The 14,285-nt window shown below is 59.3% G+C and carries 11 protein-coding genes; 4 read left to right on the forward strand and 7 right to left on the reverse strand.

Annotation, left to right across the window (positions count from 1 at the left end; genetic code table 11):
• Positions 1–17 precede the first annotated feature (17 nt).
• Together V1280_RS26250 and V1280_RS26255 are read left to right on the forward strand one after the other, a co-directional pair.
• Entirely contained in the window at positions 18–1,397 is a 1,380-nt protein-coding gene (locus V1280_RS26250) for a SagB/ThcOx family dehydrogenase (protein WP_442895250.1), read from the forward strand.
• A gap of 172 nt (positions 1,398–1,569) precedes the next feature.
• Positions 1,570–2,034: a hypothetical protein gene (locus V1280_RS26255; protein ID WP_334530871.1), complete on the forward strand. Its 465-nt coding sequence runs from the start codon at positions 1,570–1,572 to the stop codon at positions 2,032–2,034.
• On the opposite strand, the gene V1280_RS26260 is transcribed toward V1280_RS26255, so the two are convergent.
• From V1280_RS26260 to V1280_RS26265, 3 genes are all read right to left on the reverse strand, one after another.
• Positions 2,018–2,917 carry a hypothetical protein gene (locus V1280_RS26260; RefSeq protein WP_334530874.1) on the reverse strand — a complete coding sequence of 300 codons (900 nt, stop codon included), beginning with the start codon at positions 2,915–2,917 and terminating at the stop codon, positions 2,018–2,020. The genes V1280_RS26255 and V1280_RS26260 overlap by 17 nt on opposite strands.
• Before the next feature lie 79 nt (positions 2,918–2,996).
• Positions 2,997–3,245 carry a helix-turn-helix transcriptional regulator gene (locus tag V1280_RS46875; protein WP_442895161.1) on the reverse strand — a complete coding sequence of 83 codons (249 nt, stop codon included), beginning with the start codon at positions 3,243–3,245 and terminating at the stop codon, positions 2,997–2,999.
• 622 nt (positions 3,246–3,867) lie between these two features.
• Positions 3,868–4,869, reverse strand: a complete 1,002-nt coding sequence (locus V1280_RS26265; RefSeq protein WP_334538419.1) for an AraC family transcriptional regulator — start codon at positions 4,867–4,869, stop codon at positions 3,868–3,870.
• A 68-nt stretch (positions 4,870–4,937) separates the two neighbouring features.
• Between V1280_RS26265 and V1280_RS26270 the strand changes: the two genes are divergently transcribed.
• On the forward strand, positions 4,938–6,149 hold the full coding sequence (locus V1280_RS26270; RefSeq protein WP_334530877.1) for an MFS transporter: 1,212 nt from the start codon (positions 4,938–4,940) through the stop codon (positions 6,147–6,149).
• A 138-nt stretch (positions 6,150–6,287) separates the two neighbouring features.
• Here V1280_RS26270 and V1280_RS26275 read toward each other — a convergent pair whose 3' ends face one another.
• Entirely contained in the window at positions 6,288–7,865 is a 1,578-nt protein-coding gene (locus V1280_RS26275; protein ID WP_334530880.1) for an acid phosphatase, read from the reverse strand.
• Positions 7,866–7,992: 127 nt separating this feature from the next.
• Between V1280_RS26275 and V1280_RS26280 the strand changes: the two genes are divergently transcribed.
• Positions 7,993–9,219: a cytochrome-c peroxidase gene (locus tag V1280_RS26280; RefSeq protein ID WP_334530883.1), complete on the forward strand. Its 1,227-nt coding sequence runs from the start codon at positions 7,993–7,995 to the stop codon at positions 9,217–9,219.
• 78 nt (positions 9,220–9,297) lie between these two features.
• Here V1280_RS26280 and V1280_RS26285 read toward each other — a convergent pair whose 3' ends face one another.
• The 3 genes from V1280_RS26285 to V1280_RS26295 form a co-directional block, all read right to left on the reverse strand.
• Entirely contained in the window at positions 9,298–9,495 is a 198-nt protein-coding gene (locus V1280_RS26285; RefSeq protein ID WP_334530886.1) for a hypothetical protein, read from the reverse strand.
• 259 nt (positions 9,496–9,754) lie between these two features.
• Positions 9,755–11,923: a DEAD/DEAH box helicase gene (locus V1280_RS26290; protein ID WP_334530891.1), complete on the reverse strand. Its 2,169-nt coding sequence runs from the start codon at positions 11,921–11,923 to the stop codon at positions 9,755–9,757.
• Positions 11,924–12,466: 543 nt separating this feature from the next.
• Entirely contained in the window at positions 12,467–14,113 is a 1,647-nt protein-coding gene (locus tag V1280_RS26295) for a hypothetical protein (RefSeq protein ID WP_334530894.1), read from the reverse strand.
• Positions 14,114–14,285 lie beyond the last annotated feature (172 nt).

The following is a 14,285-nucleotide window of genomic DNA, read 5'->3' on the forward strand; positions in this document are numbered from 1 at the left end:
GCCGCTTCTCCCTTCACATGCAGGCCGACGGAAGCATTGCCGCGGTCTCGAACGACTATTCGGTCAGCCTCGGACAATTCAGCACCGCAGCAATCGCGCGCGCAGGGCATCTCGCCACCGGCCTGCCGCTCGCCTCCCTTGCCGGCAAGAGCGCCCTCGCGCGGCAGGTCCATGCTCTGCTGCGGCGACTGGCACAGCATGGGCTGCTCGACTATCGCCTGTTCTCTCCCCGTGACGCGCAGGATTTGGTGGTCATCGAACCACAAATTGCCGACTACTGGCCGCAACGCGCAAAGCTGTCGAGCAGCGATACGATCGTGTTGTCGCGCTTCGCTTATCTGCGCCGGCGCGGCAACGAGATGGTGCTGGAATCGCCGCGCGCCGGCGCGCTGTTCCGGATTTGCGATCCCGCCATCGCCGCCACGCTGGCTACCCTGTCGCAGCCGCAAAAGATCAGCAAGCTTCGCAAGCAGATGGCCTCCCTGAACCCCGATCTTCTCGGATTGCTGCTCGACAGCGAGATGCTGATCAGGCTCGATGCGAAAGACAGAGACGGCCGCGCGGCGAACGAACGCGACCGCAATCTCGCTCTCTGGGATTTCCACGATCTCGTGTTTCACGCGCGGAGCACGGAGGGGCGGCATGCCAATCCGGTTGGCGGTACCTACGCGCATGCGGGCGTTATTCCGCCGCTGCCCGCGGTGCGTCCGCCCTGGCCCGGCAAGACGATCTCCCTGCGCAAATTCGCCACGCCAGAGCAGCCGGCGTCGCCCTTCGCGACGCTGCTACGCGCGCGCCATTCGACACGGGATTTCGACGACCAGCATCCGGTCACGCTCGCCGAGCTCGCGCAGTTTCTCGACACCACCGCCCGCGTGCTGTCGGAATGGAAGAGCGGCGGAGATGCCGATGGTGGCCCGGAGGTCACCTACAGCTCGAGGCCGTATCCGGCGGCCGGCAGCGCGTATGAGCTGGAGTTGTACCTCAACGTCTCGAACTGCGAGGGGCTCGCGCGCGGCCTGTATCACTACGACGCCGGCGGCCACGCCCTGGTCGCGATCGAGACCTCCACCCAGCAACTCCAGGGACTCGCGATGGCCGCCGAGTTTGCCATGGACGCATCCGGCCCGCCGCAAGTCCTGATCACGATCGCCGCGCGCTTCGGGCGGATCTCCTGGAAATACTCTTCGATCGCCTATTCGCTGATCCTGAAAGACACAGGCTGCCTGATCCAGACGTTCTACCTGGCCGCGACCGACATGGGCCTCGATGGCTGCGCCATCGGCACTGGCAACATCGAGCTGTTTGCAAGAATGACGGGGCTGGAATTTTATGTCGAGGGGCCAGTGGGGCAGTTTGCGCTGGGGCGTGGGAGGAAGGTGGGGGGTAGGGGGTAGGGGATTATTCTTCGAATCTCTCCGGCCTGTCTGCGGTCGTGGCAGATCGCGCGTGTCGGCTGCCGACCGTGAACCCCTCAGGCGAGGCATACTTGCACAGGTCGATATCTGGCCCGTGGTTGCCATACGCCACTCCTGCTATTCTCTCTCCATAACGACAGGGGGGAGAGCAATGGACACTAACGATCCGCGCTTGGTCGAGAGCAACAAAAATCTCACTGAGCGCATAAAGAAGCTTGACGACTTCATCGTCACGGTTCTCAAATATCACGTCAGCGTCGAGCAATCTTTGGCGGAGCTGATCGAAGCGCATGGACAGAAGGCTGCGGATACCTTCTACGAGAAGATCGTCCAATGCGAGGGATTGAAGCCGCCGGAAGTTGACACGGCTACCTGGGAAGTCCTGAAGAAAGCCAATCGGCTGCGCAACGCAGTTGCCCATAAAATTGACGGGCCGGAAGTCAACGATGCGATGGTAGAACTCCGCGCCGCCTATGCAGCACTTTCAGCACAAAGCGCCAAGGACGAAAAGGCGATGACAAATGTTCAGCTCGCAATGTCAGCCTTCACACATTGCGGCTCCTGCATCATTGTCGCCACTGAGAACAAAAAACGAAGCCCTAGTGCTCTTTCTTAAACAGTGATCTCGGCAGCGCCTTTAGCGCCTTTGCCACCGTCTCCCCGCCTATCAGAGAACCGGCAATGGTGAGCGCGGCGGTGCTGTCGGCACCGATGGCGTGAAGTAGACCAGTAGCAGTCAGGAAGAGCGCGCTATTGGATGCGGTCGAGCAGATCGCGTCGTGGTTCTTATTCCACCATTTGCCAATCGTATCCTTGAATGTCGTAACGGTCTGAACCACGTCCTTTTCCTTCACCTCGTTCTTTTTGAGTTGTTGGACGGCGACCTTGATGCGCTCCAATTCGGCGCGCATGTCCTCAAACTCCGCTATTGCGTCATCCTTTTTCTTGACGGCATCCGGGTCATTCGGACGCTCGTCTCGGAGCTTCGCCAGCTTGTCATTGACCTGAAGCATCAGACCCTCGATGGCGAGCACAATTTCTTTCTCGTTCGCCTCGATGGCCTTGCCAATCTTCGTCTTGGCCTTCCCTTTGGGGGCGGAACGCTTGGGCGAGAGCCGTGCAAGCATGCGTTCGAGTTCTTTGACGGTGAAGGCCCGCACGTTCGGAAAGCGACTCCTGTGAATCCTCGGCCGATCTGGCAGCGACAGGTTCGACACAAGCCAGTATTCGTCGATGTCTTGAACTTTCCGAGACCGGGAATAGCTGACAAGCTGCTCATATTTATCAACAAGTCCTCGTGCATCCTGTACCAAGACAAGCTCCACGACGAATTTGCGGTAGCGCCCTAGCTCCTCTCGACTTACGACCAGATCGAAACGTGGACGGTCCCCGAGGTCCATTTCTCGCTGAATCTCAAACTTCGCCGCTTCAAATAACTTTGTGAGATACTCGACAGTGTCTTTCTCGCCGGCATCGTAGCCAGCCGCCTTCCTCGCCATTCCCCGGCCCTCCCTGATTGGGAGCATACGGGCAATCGCGTCACGGGCAAGCTGGCTGATCCCGGACAAGGACATCAAATTAGGTCCGCATCCTTACGTTCTCCCGGACAGCGGGGAGCTCCGCAGCGGTGTAGCGGTGACCTGTCGCGGTCCGGCACTCCGGCACCTGATCAAGCGCCACCAGCGCCAGTTCAGTCAGCCGGGGGAGCGGCGTTTCCATCTGCTCCCACACTACGATCGTTTGGCGGGAAACGCCGAGCTCAACACGAAGCGTCTCCTGGGTCATACCGTGACGCTTACGCCAAGCCCTCAATTCGGTCCCGAGCATTGATTGTCTCCGATGGCTGGTTCTCTTACATTCGGGTCTGCTTCCCCGGATTCTCCTATAAAATCAGAGGTCCGGACGAACTCCCCGCAGGATACAAGCTAACCGGAGTATCTTAATATTGTCTTACTCACTTTCCATTTTGACCGACTCGTCCGACAGGGCCCTTTCTCCGGCCGCTGTCCCTCCGTGGCCGAGACATATACTTGGCATGCGCAACGTCGGGCGTTTTGTCGGTAGAAGCCTCGTTAACACCGGACGCACTGTTCGCGGTCCAGCGGGGATTACAGTGCCGCAGGTGTGGATTGAGTGTTTTTGAAGCGAGCAATTGTGCTCAGACCGCAGAACGCGGTCATGCGATTTATGCCATCACCGGGGTATTTCATTGTCCGGACCCGATCCCGCACCGCCGATCATTGCCCATGGACATATCCGAGGCGAAACGACCAGAGCGGCCTTGCGAAGGGTGCCGTCGCACCATGACCCATGTCAGCACGTTGGGAGCGATGGGACTGCGCCGCAAGATCTCGGTCTTCCGGTGCGAACATTGCCTGCGAATAGAGGTCGATAAGGAGTAAGGCCCGCTTCAGTTCGCGGCACTCACGAGACGAAGCCCGGATCGCATTCAATTGTCAGATGGACGATCTGTCGGACCCGACCGTTCCCCGCGGTCAGCCGCAATCGGTGTCGCGCGAAAATAGCTTGGCGGCGCGCCGATGATGCGCTTGAAGGCACGACTGAACGCTGCCTCCGATTCATATCCAAGCCGACGTGCGACGACCGCGATCTTCAAGCGGTCGCGCAGCAGCCACTGCTTTGCTTCCTGCATCCGCAACCGCGCCACGTAACGGGCAGGTGTTTGGCCGACCACATTGGCGAAGCGCAACGCAAATGCCGAGCGAGACGCATGCATGACGTCCGCCAGCGCCTCGACCGTCCAATCCCCGGTCGGATCGCGATGGATCGCGGCGAGAACGCGCCCGATACCCGGGTCGCGCGCTGCCGCGACCCAACCTTCGGAGCCGCAGCCTTTCTCCACCCAGTTGCGGATCAGCGCCGCGGCAACGACATCGGCCAGCCGCGTCAGCATTCCACCCGCACCGACGCGATCCAGCGCGAGTTCGGCGGTCATGGCCTCGAGCAAATGCGGGATGGCGGGCTCGTCGGTGGCGAGTTCGTGCATCTGCATCAGCTCGGGCATCATCAGAAGCAGGGGATGCTGACTGTCGAGGTTGAAGGTCATACCGGCACCGAACAGCACGGTTTCTTCGCCATCCCTATTGCCGTCGCTGCAGGTGTCGCGGATGCCGCAGCAAACCGGCTCGAAGCGGCAATGCTCCACGGGCGCGGGGAAGGCATCAGGCGAACTCGCCAATGCGTGTTCGGCGCCGCGCGGCAGCAAGACCGCATCACCTTCTTCAAGAGGGACCCACGTGCCGTCGGGAGTTCGCAGCCAGCAACCTCGTCCCGCGACGAAGTGGAATTGGGCCTTTGGCTGCGCCGGAAATAACAGACCCCACGGGGCCGTCATGCGGCAGCGCGCGTAATCCACGCCCTCGAGCTTCAGCCCCCGGAGCATCTCGGTGAGGGGGTGCGTTGCGGTATCTTTGGACGAATTATCAAGCATTTCGGGTTTCCTAGCATGGAAACTCCAAACGGTCACGTCCATCTATGGCGTTCCCTCTGGAGACGATCATGTCCGATTCCGCCAATGCCGCACTTGCTGCCGATGTTTCTCCAATAACCAATGCGCCGACTGCATCGGCGTGGGCGGCTGTCGTCTCCTTGATGCTGGGCGCGTTCAGCCAGGTCACGGCCGAGTTCCTGCCTGCCAGCCTGCTCACGCCGATCGCCGCCGATCTCGGTGTCTCGGTCGGCGCTGCCGGGCAGGTGGTGACGGCAACGTCCCTTGTCGGGATCGTCGCCGGGCTTGCAACTGCCATCGTGACACGCGCCATGGATCGCCGCGTCGTCCTGTGGTCGCTGACGGTGCTGTTGATCGTGTCCAATCTGCTGTCGGCGACCGCAAGCAACCTGACGATACTTTTGTTCGCCCGCACGTTGCTCGGCATCAGTCTCAGCGGCTTTTGGGCGATGGCAACGGCCACCGCGATGCGGCTTGTCCCGGCGGACGCGCTGCCGCGCGCGATCTCACTGATCTTCAGCGGCGTATCGATTGCCACAGTCAGCGCTGCGCCGATCGGGGCATATCTTGGCGATCTCTGGGGGTGGCGGAACGTGTTTTTGCTTGCCGCTGTGGTCGGCGCCATCGTGCTGGCCTTTCAGGTGCTGACGCTGCCGCGCTTGCCGCCGCTCACGTCACCGGATGTGCGCACGCTTTTTGTATTGATGCGTCGGCCAAGTGTCCGGCTCGTGATGATCGCAGTCGCCATCTGTATCTCGGGCCATTTCGCCGGTTTCACTTACGTCCGCCATTTCCTCGAGCAAGTGCCAAAGCTTCCGGTCACGACGATTTCACTCGTCCTGCTGGCTTATGGCGTGGGCGGCTTCCTCGGCAATTTCGCGGGCGGCACGCTTGTCGTCCGCAGCGCGAAAATAGCGATCGTCACTGGATCTGCAGCCATCGCCATGCTCGCGCTGGTGCTTGTTGTTTTTGGCAGCTCGGGCCTCGTCTCGGGCGTCGCGGTTGGCCTCTGGGGCTTTGCCTTTGGCGTGCTCCCGGTTGGCTTCCAGACATGGATGGTGCGGGTCGCATCGGACGAAGCCGAATCTGCCGGTGGCCTGCTTGTCTCGGCCTTCCAGGTCGCGATCACGGTCGGCGCAGTCGTTGGCGGCATTCTGGTCGACGGCTTCGGCCCGTTCGGCGCGGTTGGTTATCTCGCGGCGGCGACGGCGGCGGGCGCCTTGCTTGTGTCGCTGTCGCGTAGCGGCGAGGTGCGGCCCTGACGTGCGGGATTACGGTAAGCGCGCATCGCGCGCCAAACGCGCCGAGGCGAGGAAGTGGAGCACTTCCTCGCCCTGGCGGTGTAGGTCATATGTGGAGGAGACGCGGCAGGATTTGCGGACGGTCGCTCCACCGCCGCTTTACTTGCCCTTGAGCACAACAGCGCTGGTCAGGTCGCCGAGCGGACTCTGCTTGTGAGCGGCGATCGCAGCGTCACGCACAGTGACGCCATGCAGGGTCGGTAGCTCGAAACGGCGCGTGATGAAGCGCAGGATCGAGGTCGTGTCCATCGGCGTGTGGTCGACATAGCCGCGGCGCGCGTAGGGAGAGACGATGATCGCCGGGATGCGCGAGCCGGGGCCCCAGCGGTCGCCCTTGGGCGGCGCGACATGATCCCACAGGCCGCCATTCTCGTCATAGGTGACGACGACCAGCATATGCGGCCACTGCGGGCTCTTTTCGAGATGCGCGATCACATCGGCGATATGGGCGTCGCCGGACTGGATGTCGGCATAGCCTGAATGCTCGTTGAGATCGCCCTGCGGCTTGTAGAAGGAGACCTGCGGCAGCTTGCCGCCGTCGATCGCCTGGATGAACTCGGTGCCCGCGAGGCCACCGTCGCGCAGGTGCTCGGCGCGGGCCGCGGTGCCGGGGGCGAAGCTCGCATAGTAGTTGAAAGGCTGGTGGTGAAACTGGAAGTTCGGCACCGGCGACTTGTAGCCATGGTCGAGCGTGTCCTGCCAGGCCCCGCCGTACCAGGCCCAGGTGATATGCTTGAGGCTGAGCAAATCGCCTATGGTCGGCTCAAGCTGTGGCGGCAGCGTCGTCGGCTTGGCCGGATCGGCATACGCCTTGTCGCCGTCCTTCGCCGGGTCGTTGCCACTCGGCTGATAGGGCGGCTGCATGGTATTCACCGCATAGAAATCGGGGGTGAGATTGCCGTCGCTGACATACTTCGGAATGCCGTCCATCGCTGATTTCGGCGAGTTGGCGGCTTCCTTCAATGTCACGCCGTCGGGCTCGACAACCGAGATCGACGGTTTGGCAGGATCGGTGTCGGCTTTCGGATAATAGGGCGCGCAGGCGCAGATCAGCCATTGGTGGTTGAAGAAGGAGCCACCGAAGCCGCCCATGAAGAAATTGTCGGCCAGCACGTATTTCTGGGCCACCTTCCACATCGCCGTTTTCGATCCGTCCCACAGGCTCATCACCAGGGCGCCCGAGTCGGCATGGGCGACGAACCTGTCGTTGCGCCCGCCGTTGATCTGCATCTGGTTCTGGTAAAAGCGATGCCAGAGGTCGCGCGTGATGGTGCCGTAGCTGAGGTTGAAACCCTTCGGATCATCCGCGCGGAAGGGTCGATTGGGCAGATGCTCGGTCTCGGCCTGAGTGACCGGCGGCGTCACGCCCTTGGCGGTCAGGCCTTCCCAAACCGGCGGCAATTCGCGAAACGCCTTGCCGTCGCGATCGCGTTGGATGCGCGTCCACAAGGGCGCCTTGGACACGCCATTCGCGCCCGGGAAACTGCCATAGAGATTGTCGAAGCTACGGTTCTCCGCATAGATCACCACCACCGTGTCGATCAGGGTCAGATCGCCGGCGGCATCATCGCCCGAATGGGCCTTGGGACCCGTATTGCTTCCGGCGGCCATCGCCGGGCCGATCGCGCCGACGAAGAGACTCAATCCACAAAGTACGACCGCCGATTTCGTTCGCATTCAATTCTCCTGCACTCACTTGTTCGTTGCTATCATTCTCTATTCGGTCTTCGTCATGGCCACGACGACCACCGAAGGCATGTTCGGATCGCGATGATGGTGCTCAGCCATAGGCTCGGTTTGCAACATGCGGATTAAACATTGGGTCTTCGCATCGGCGATTGTCCTGCCGGCTCTGACCATTGTTGCCGGCCATGCCGGACAGGGGATGTCGCGGGCCGAGGTACGTCGGCAGGCCGAGCGGCTCGGCGCGCTCGGCAAGTCGCTCTTTTTCGATCCGTCTCTTTCGGGATCGGGCAAGCTTGCCTGTTCATCCTGCCACGATCCCGCCCACGGTTTCGGCCCGCCCAATGCCCTCGCGGTGCAACTGGGAGGCGGCGACATGCGCCAGCCGGGGACGCGGGCCGTCCCCTCCTTGAAATATCTGCAAGTGGTACCGCCCTTCACCGAGCATTTCCATGATTCCGAGGACGAGGCCGACGAAAGCATCGACAATGGTCCGACCGGGGGCCTCACCTGGGATGGGCGGGTTGATCGTGGCGCCGACCAGGCCAGGATTCCGCTGCTCTCGGATCTCGAGATGGGCAATCGGGACGAGGCCGATGTGGCGCGCCGGGTGCTCGCCGCGGGCCATGGCAGGGAGATCGCGGCAATTGCCGGGGCCAAATCGACTGCCGATGCCGCCACAGTCTACAAGACGGCCCTCAAGGCGCTTGAGGTGTACCAGCAGGACTATCGGACCTTCTATCCCTATTCGAGCAAATATGACGCGGTGCTGGCCGGCAAGGCCGAGCTTACGTCCCAGGAAGCGCGCGGGCTTGAGCTGTTCAAAGCGCCGAACAAGGGCAATTGCGCGTCCTGCCATGTCAGCCAGCGGGGCAATGACGGCACGCCGCCTCAGTTCACCGATTACGGGCTGATCGCGCTCGCCGTGCCGCGCAATCGCGACATTCCCGCCAACATGGACCCGGCTTATTTCGACCTCGGCCTGTGTGGGCCCCTGCGCACGGATTTCCTGAAGCGCGAGGACTATTGCGGCCTCTTCCGTACGCCGACGCTGCGCAATGTCGCGCTGCGCCAGACCTTCTTTCATAACGGCGCCATGCATTCACTGAGCGACGCCGTGCGGTTCTATGTCGAGAGGGAAACCCAGCCCGAGCGTTGGTACCCACGCAAGGCCGACGGCAGCATCGACAAATATGACGATCTGCCCGAAACGGCGAAGGCCAACGTCTCCACGGACCCGCCGTTCGACCGCAAGGCCGGTGATGCGCCAGCATTGAGCCCGGCCGAGATCGACGATGTCGTCGCCTTTCTCGGGACGCTTACCGACGGATACCAGCCGGAGAAGTGAAGGCTCGCGCCGCTCGGCGGTTGGCCGACCTTCAGGTCACGGCTTCAGCCCGCTGCTTGGGCAAGTGACTTGGGCAGGCTATTTGGGAAGATCGAGAAGGCTGGCGACCGCCTCGGCCCCCTTGCCGGAGGCGGAGACTTCCCCATTGTCCCTGACTTCCAGGATGGCGCCGTTGGAGAAACTGAGGGACCAGCCATCATCCGCACCGTTCCGGCGCCGATCGGTAAGCTCGATGCCGGCGGCGGAAATCACGGCAGTGGCCTTGTCGACATCCATGGTCGTCCCCTTTGCAAGCGTCGGACTATTCCCTCGATCCGTGTGTCTCGGAGCAGAAGCGACACTAGGCGAGAGGATTGACGACAATATGAACCAAGCGGAGGCTATCGCTTGATCAAACGTGGCGCTGAAGTGGAATGGTGCGCCATTCAGAATAAACCCGCAAACTCGTATGTCACTGACATGGCTTTGTAATTTTTGCCACGGGAGTGCGCTTGGCTATTGAGAATTCCTCGCACTGGATCAAGTCGCGGAGCAATCAGCCGTAGAGTCCGGCGACGATCGGCATGCGGGCGGCGCGGAGTGCGGGAAACAGTCCGCCGAGCAGGCCCACCACGAGCGCGAGCAGCAGGCCCTGGCCGATCAGGCGCGGACTGAGCTGGAAGTTGAACACCACCTGGCTGAAGCTTGCGCCCATGGTCGAGGCGGTGAAGCCGTCAAAGATCAGGTAGGTGGCCGCGGCCCCGATGATACCGCCGACCGCAGCCTCCGAGTCCAACATGGTCTTAAAGACAATTTCGCGGGTCTGCTCGGGCGTGAACGGCTTGACCGGGAGTTTTTGGTTTCCAAGCGAAGCGGGGTCAAGCTCACCGAGGTCCTTGAACTCGCGGTTAAAACGGCGGGTGAGCCGTGGTAGCGCGATATCTAAAGCGTCTATGTCCTTGTCCGCAGCTTCTGTTTCGACTTCCACAACCAAAGAGTCCTGTCGCTCTCGTCCAGCCGCTCCGCCCATCGCAACGCGCTCGAAAGTCACCCCTTCGTTTTGAATTGTTTCAACGAAATCCATAAAGGCAGGAGTGCCCATAACAGCGACTGTCTCGCGCTGATCACTGCCGAAATACATCCTGCGCAGACCGCGCCCGAGCGTTTGCTCCGGCAGGATATTGCTTTTGGCAGCAAACGCACGAAGGCCCACGACGGTGGTTACGTTTCGAACGTCCCAACCCTCCTTCAGCATAAGCACCGAAACAATCGCCTTGTATGGCGAGTTCCAGCTGTCGATCTGGTTTGACTGCTCGCGCAGGAGATCGAGTTCATCCTTTTTCTTCCCAGAACCTGCCTCGGAAATCTCTCCGTTGTTCTTGGTGTGGATCACCAAGACTGCCCCCTGCAGCTCAGCGCACATCTTTTGCAGATACGAGCCGACTTCATCGCAATTTTTAGTGTCGTCAACCATTACAAAAAGGACCGCCTTTTTGCCTAGCTTCTCGTGTTCAGCATAGCATTTGCGCCATTCCTCGATGCCTAACTGCAGATAGTCGGCGTATCGCTCCGTGATGAGAGGACTCTTATGCTCTGCAAGCTTGGCTCGGCTGGCCGCATCCGGCAGCACCGGGTGTTTTACAACGTTCTGAGCGATAGCTTCAACGAGGGGGTAATCACTTACGGTTTGAACAAAGATCGCGCCATTGTCGTGGCGCGGCGTGGCCGTAACATCTACCTGAATGGCTAACCGCAAGTCTTTTTGCAGCAAACGGTGGTGAATATCTTGGATGCTCTGAAACCAAGCCATGCTGGGATCATGGATGTGGTGCGCCTCGTCGTTGAAGACGGCTAATTCATCAATCTCTCGCACGATCTCTCCGAGGTCGGTACCGCTATCATTCGTCTTACCGACGGGCTTCGAGCCAAACGGCGCAAGGAAGTATTCACGAAGGTCATCATCCTCCAGCGATGGTTCCGGCACCTCACCAAGATAGACCCTGTGGATGTTTGTGAGAAAGATATTCCCAGTCGGGCGCACAATGCGGACATCATCTTGAATATGGAGCGCGATTTGGAAGTCGTCCCGCCAATTCTGTCCTGCGTGGCCATTGTCCGGCAGAATAGGGTCATTGAAGAAAATGCGAAGCCCATCAAAGTCTGCGCGTAGCCGATCCAGTACAATGATATTGGGAGCTACGAGTAGGAAGTTGCGCGCAAGGTTCGATTTAGACTCGTAGGTCTTGTGGAAATAACACCACGCAATTAGCAGCGACAGCACCTTCGTCTTTCCTGCGCCGGTAGCCATTTTGACCACGAAGCGCGGCCAGTCCTCATCGAACATATTGGCTGAAACCGCTCCTGAGGCATCAAAGCGCAGAAGATCGTATTTGTCGCGCGCACCTCGCACATCGTACAGCCAGATCACCGTTTCGACGGCTTCCCGCTGAGCAAAGTAATAACGGAATTGCATTTGCGTGCCGTCAGCCTGTTCCACAAGGTGATCGGTCTCAAACCACCATGTCAACAATGCACGGGATGTATTCGAAGCGCCGACGTACCCAGTATCTCTCCATGCCCTGACCTCTTCCCGGACTTTGGCAACTAACGGTGGCAACAGCTTTTCGTATGCCGTGCTGCGAAGCTCTTCAGCGGCAGGAAACCAGCGAACTTCCGGGGCAAGTATTTCGTAAGGCGACTCAGGAAAATTTGGATGCAATGCCATAAAGTCTGCTCTTCACTTTTGCGGGCCGCTCGACGAACGGTTGTGCACGAGCCAAATGTGTTCGACAAGTGGACTATTAGCTAATCCCAACTTCAGAGGTTTGCTTCACGAGCCTACGCTGTCGCGACGACGATCAATCAACGATAAGACGGCGCGCTGATCCCGTGCGACTGCCTAAAAAGTGGCGCAGGGAGTACTACAGATGGGCGCTTCGGTTGAGTGCAAACGACACGCTGATCCGCTACGGATGCGACCGTTATTTTAACCGGCTGAATAAGCCGCCACGACCTGGACCCAAGCCAAAGAAGCCTCGCCGGTATCCCTGGCAATTGGCCCCACACATTTATGACACTCATGACCATAACTGCAGATGTCGAATTTGCACCAACCGGAAGAAATAAGGCGTCGGCTGATCCAACCCCCAAAGTATTACACGCACTGCTGAACTGCGTCGATTGATGGCGGCGGGCTTCGCGGCTAGCGCAACTTCACTTCGTCACATTCACCAAAGTACATCTGAGGATCTAGTGAAATCCGATCCCCTTAATTTGTTAGGTTGTTGCGCAAGTGCGAAGGCATCTTGCCAATTACAAATCGTGACTTTTGCTCGTCCCAGAAATAGTAAATTCTGATTTGGTTGGAATTGTCGTATCCATTTCCATACTTGATGTGCTCATACAGATACTGCGTTGTGCCTTCATATTGCACTGAGTAGCCTGTTGTTCGCTTCGCGTCGTCTCGGTTCACAAAGCAAGGCGAATCTTCCATTCCCAGCTCTGTGAGCTTCGATTTTGCTATGTTGTAACGCTCCAGGCCCCCAGACAGCCGTGCGGGAACCACGTAATCGCGAATCACAATGAGTGCGGCACTTATGCGTACGAGCATGTTGTCGTGCCCATTTTTCTTGCAATCCCGTAACGCTGCCTGATGAATATATATCTTCTCGCCAAGAACTTCTTCAGCCCACTCTTCGAGATCGTCGTACGATGTAAGCGTACGTGGGCTCGCGGCGACTGAGACTGCATCAGACGCAGAACTATTCAAGCTGTGTTCAAGCGCCGCAGCCTTAGCTTCAAGGCGGCGATTCTCATCCTTCAGACGTTCTAGCTCTGCCTCCGAAGCTATTCGCTTTGTCTCTTCATCTTGCGCGAGGGCCTGCCAAGCGTCTCGGTCATCTTCCAACCCTTCAAGCTCTAGTTTTAGCAGTTCGACTTCAACTTGGATCTGCTCATTCTTGTTTTGGGCGGGCCGTTGCCGCAGTTCCTGCTTTGCGGCAGCTTCGCGCAGAGCAGCAAAACGGGGAAAGTCGTCCACTTCAGTTGAGGTCAAGAAAGCGTATGGGAGTACGCGCGATGCTAGCGACTTCGTAAAAGCACCGTTGTCCTCTGGCCGCAGTAACCACAAGGGATGTTGATAGGGATCCTCTTCGTCTTCTTTCAGCCCCGGAGCGTACATTCGGACGGCTCCATTAAAGGCTGACATGCGTTTGGTCACGATCCGCGTCAGCTCCCATGAAGCCTCAGTGGACAAGTGTACGATGTGAGCCGCGCCTGCTATTGCTTGCGCTAACTCGTTCGGCGCTACGTGAGTTGTCCCTTCTACGCCTTCGGAAATCGCGATAACGGGAAGCCGCCGATTTGGAAGATATAGGAGGTTTACAAAGTCCAACACATCGCTGGCTTCGATCTTGAGTGCTGAGTTCGTGAGTTGCCAACCATCTGCCTCGGCGGAAAGGTCGTCGAGGATGTGTCGAACCAACGTTGGCCGTGTAAAGTCGAAGGGTGGGCTTTCGCCTCGTACTACGCACGTCAGCTGCGTACCAAACCGGGACAAATGACCTTTGCGGTGTTCCGCAAAGAATTCGGTTACCCAGGTGCGCGGGTTTTCCGGGTCCGGAAAGTCAAGCCTAGCCGCCCAAATGTCGCCGTCCGAAGCCGATATGCGCACCGCCTTCGTTGGGTTGGCTCCCAATACATCTGTTACGTCAAAGCTCTCTCCGCGCCAGGCTGCGGCTGGTAGTTTGGCTTGCGCGCGTCCCGTCATCCATTTGAGGCTGAGGTCGATGCAAACTTCAAATGCGGATTTGTCAGTTAGCTCGAACCTAACCCGCGAGACAGGTCGAATGACTGGTCGCTGGCCTTGCAACCTAGCGCGCAAGGGCGCGAGACGTTCCGAAAAGACTGCGCTCACCGATCCCCCCGCTAGCACAAGCCGGTCACTCAATTCATAGTAGCAGAGTCGCACGCTGCGCTACTCGGGTATAACGGCTCCTTCCACTTGATTTTGCATTCTGAGGACGCGCGAAAATCTCGTGATTGTCATTGCCCGGAATCGAGTAACAAATTCGAGTGCCCGATCAGCC

The sequence above is a fragment of the Bradyrhizobium sp. AZCC 2230 genome, assembly GCF_036924495.1.
Classification (GTDB): domain Bacteria; phylum Pseudomonadota; class Alphaproteobacteria; order Rhizobiales; family Xanthobacteraceae; genus Bradyrhizobium; species Bradyrhizobium rifense.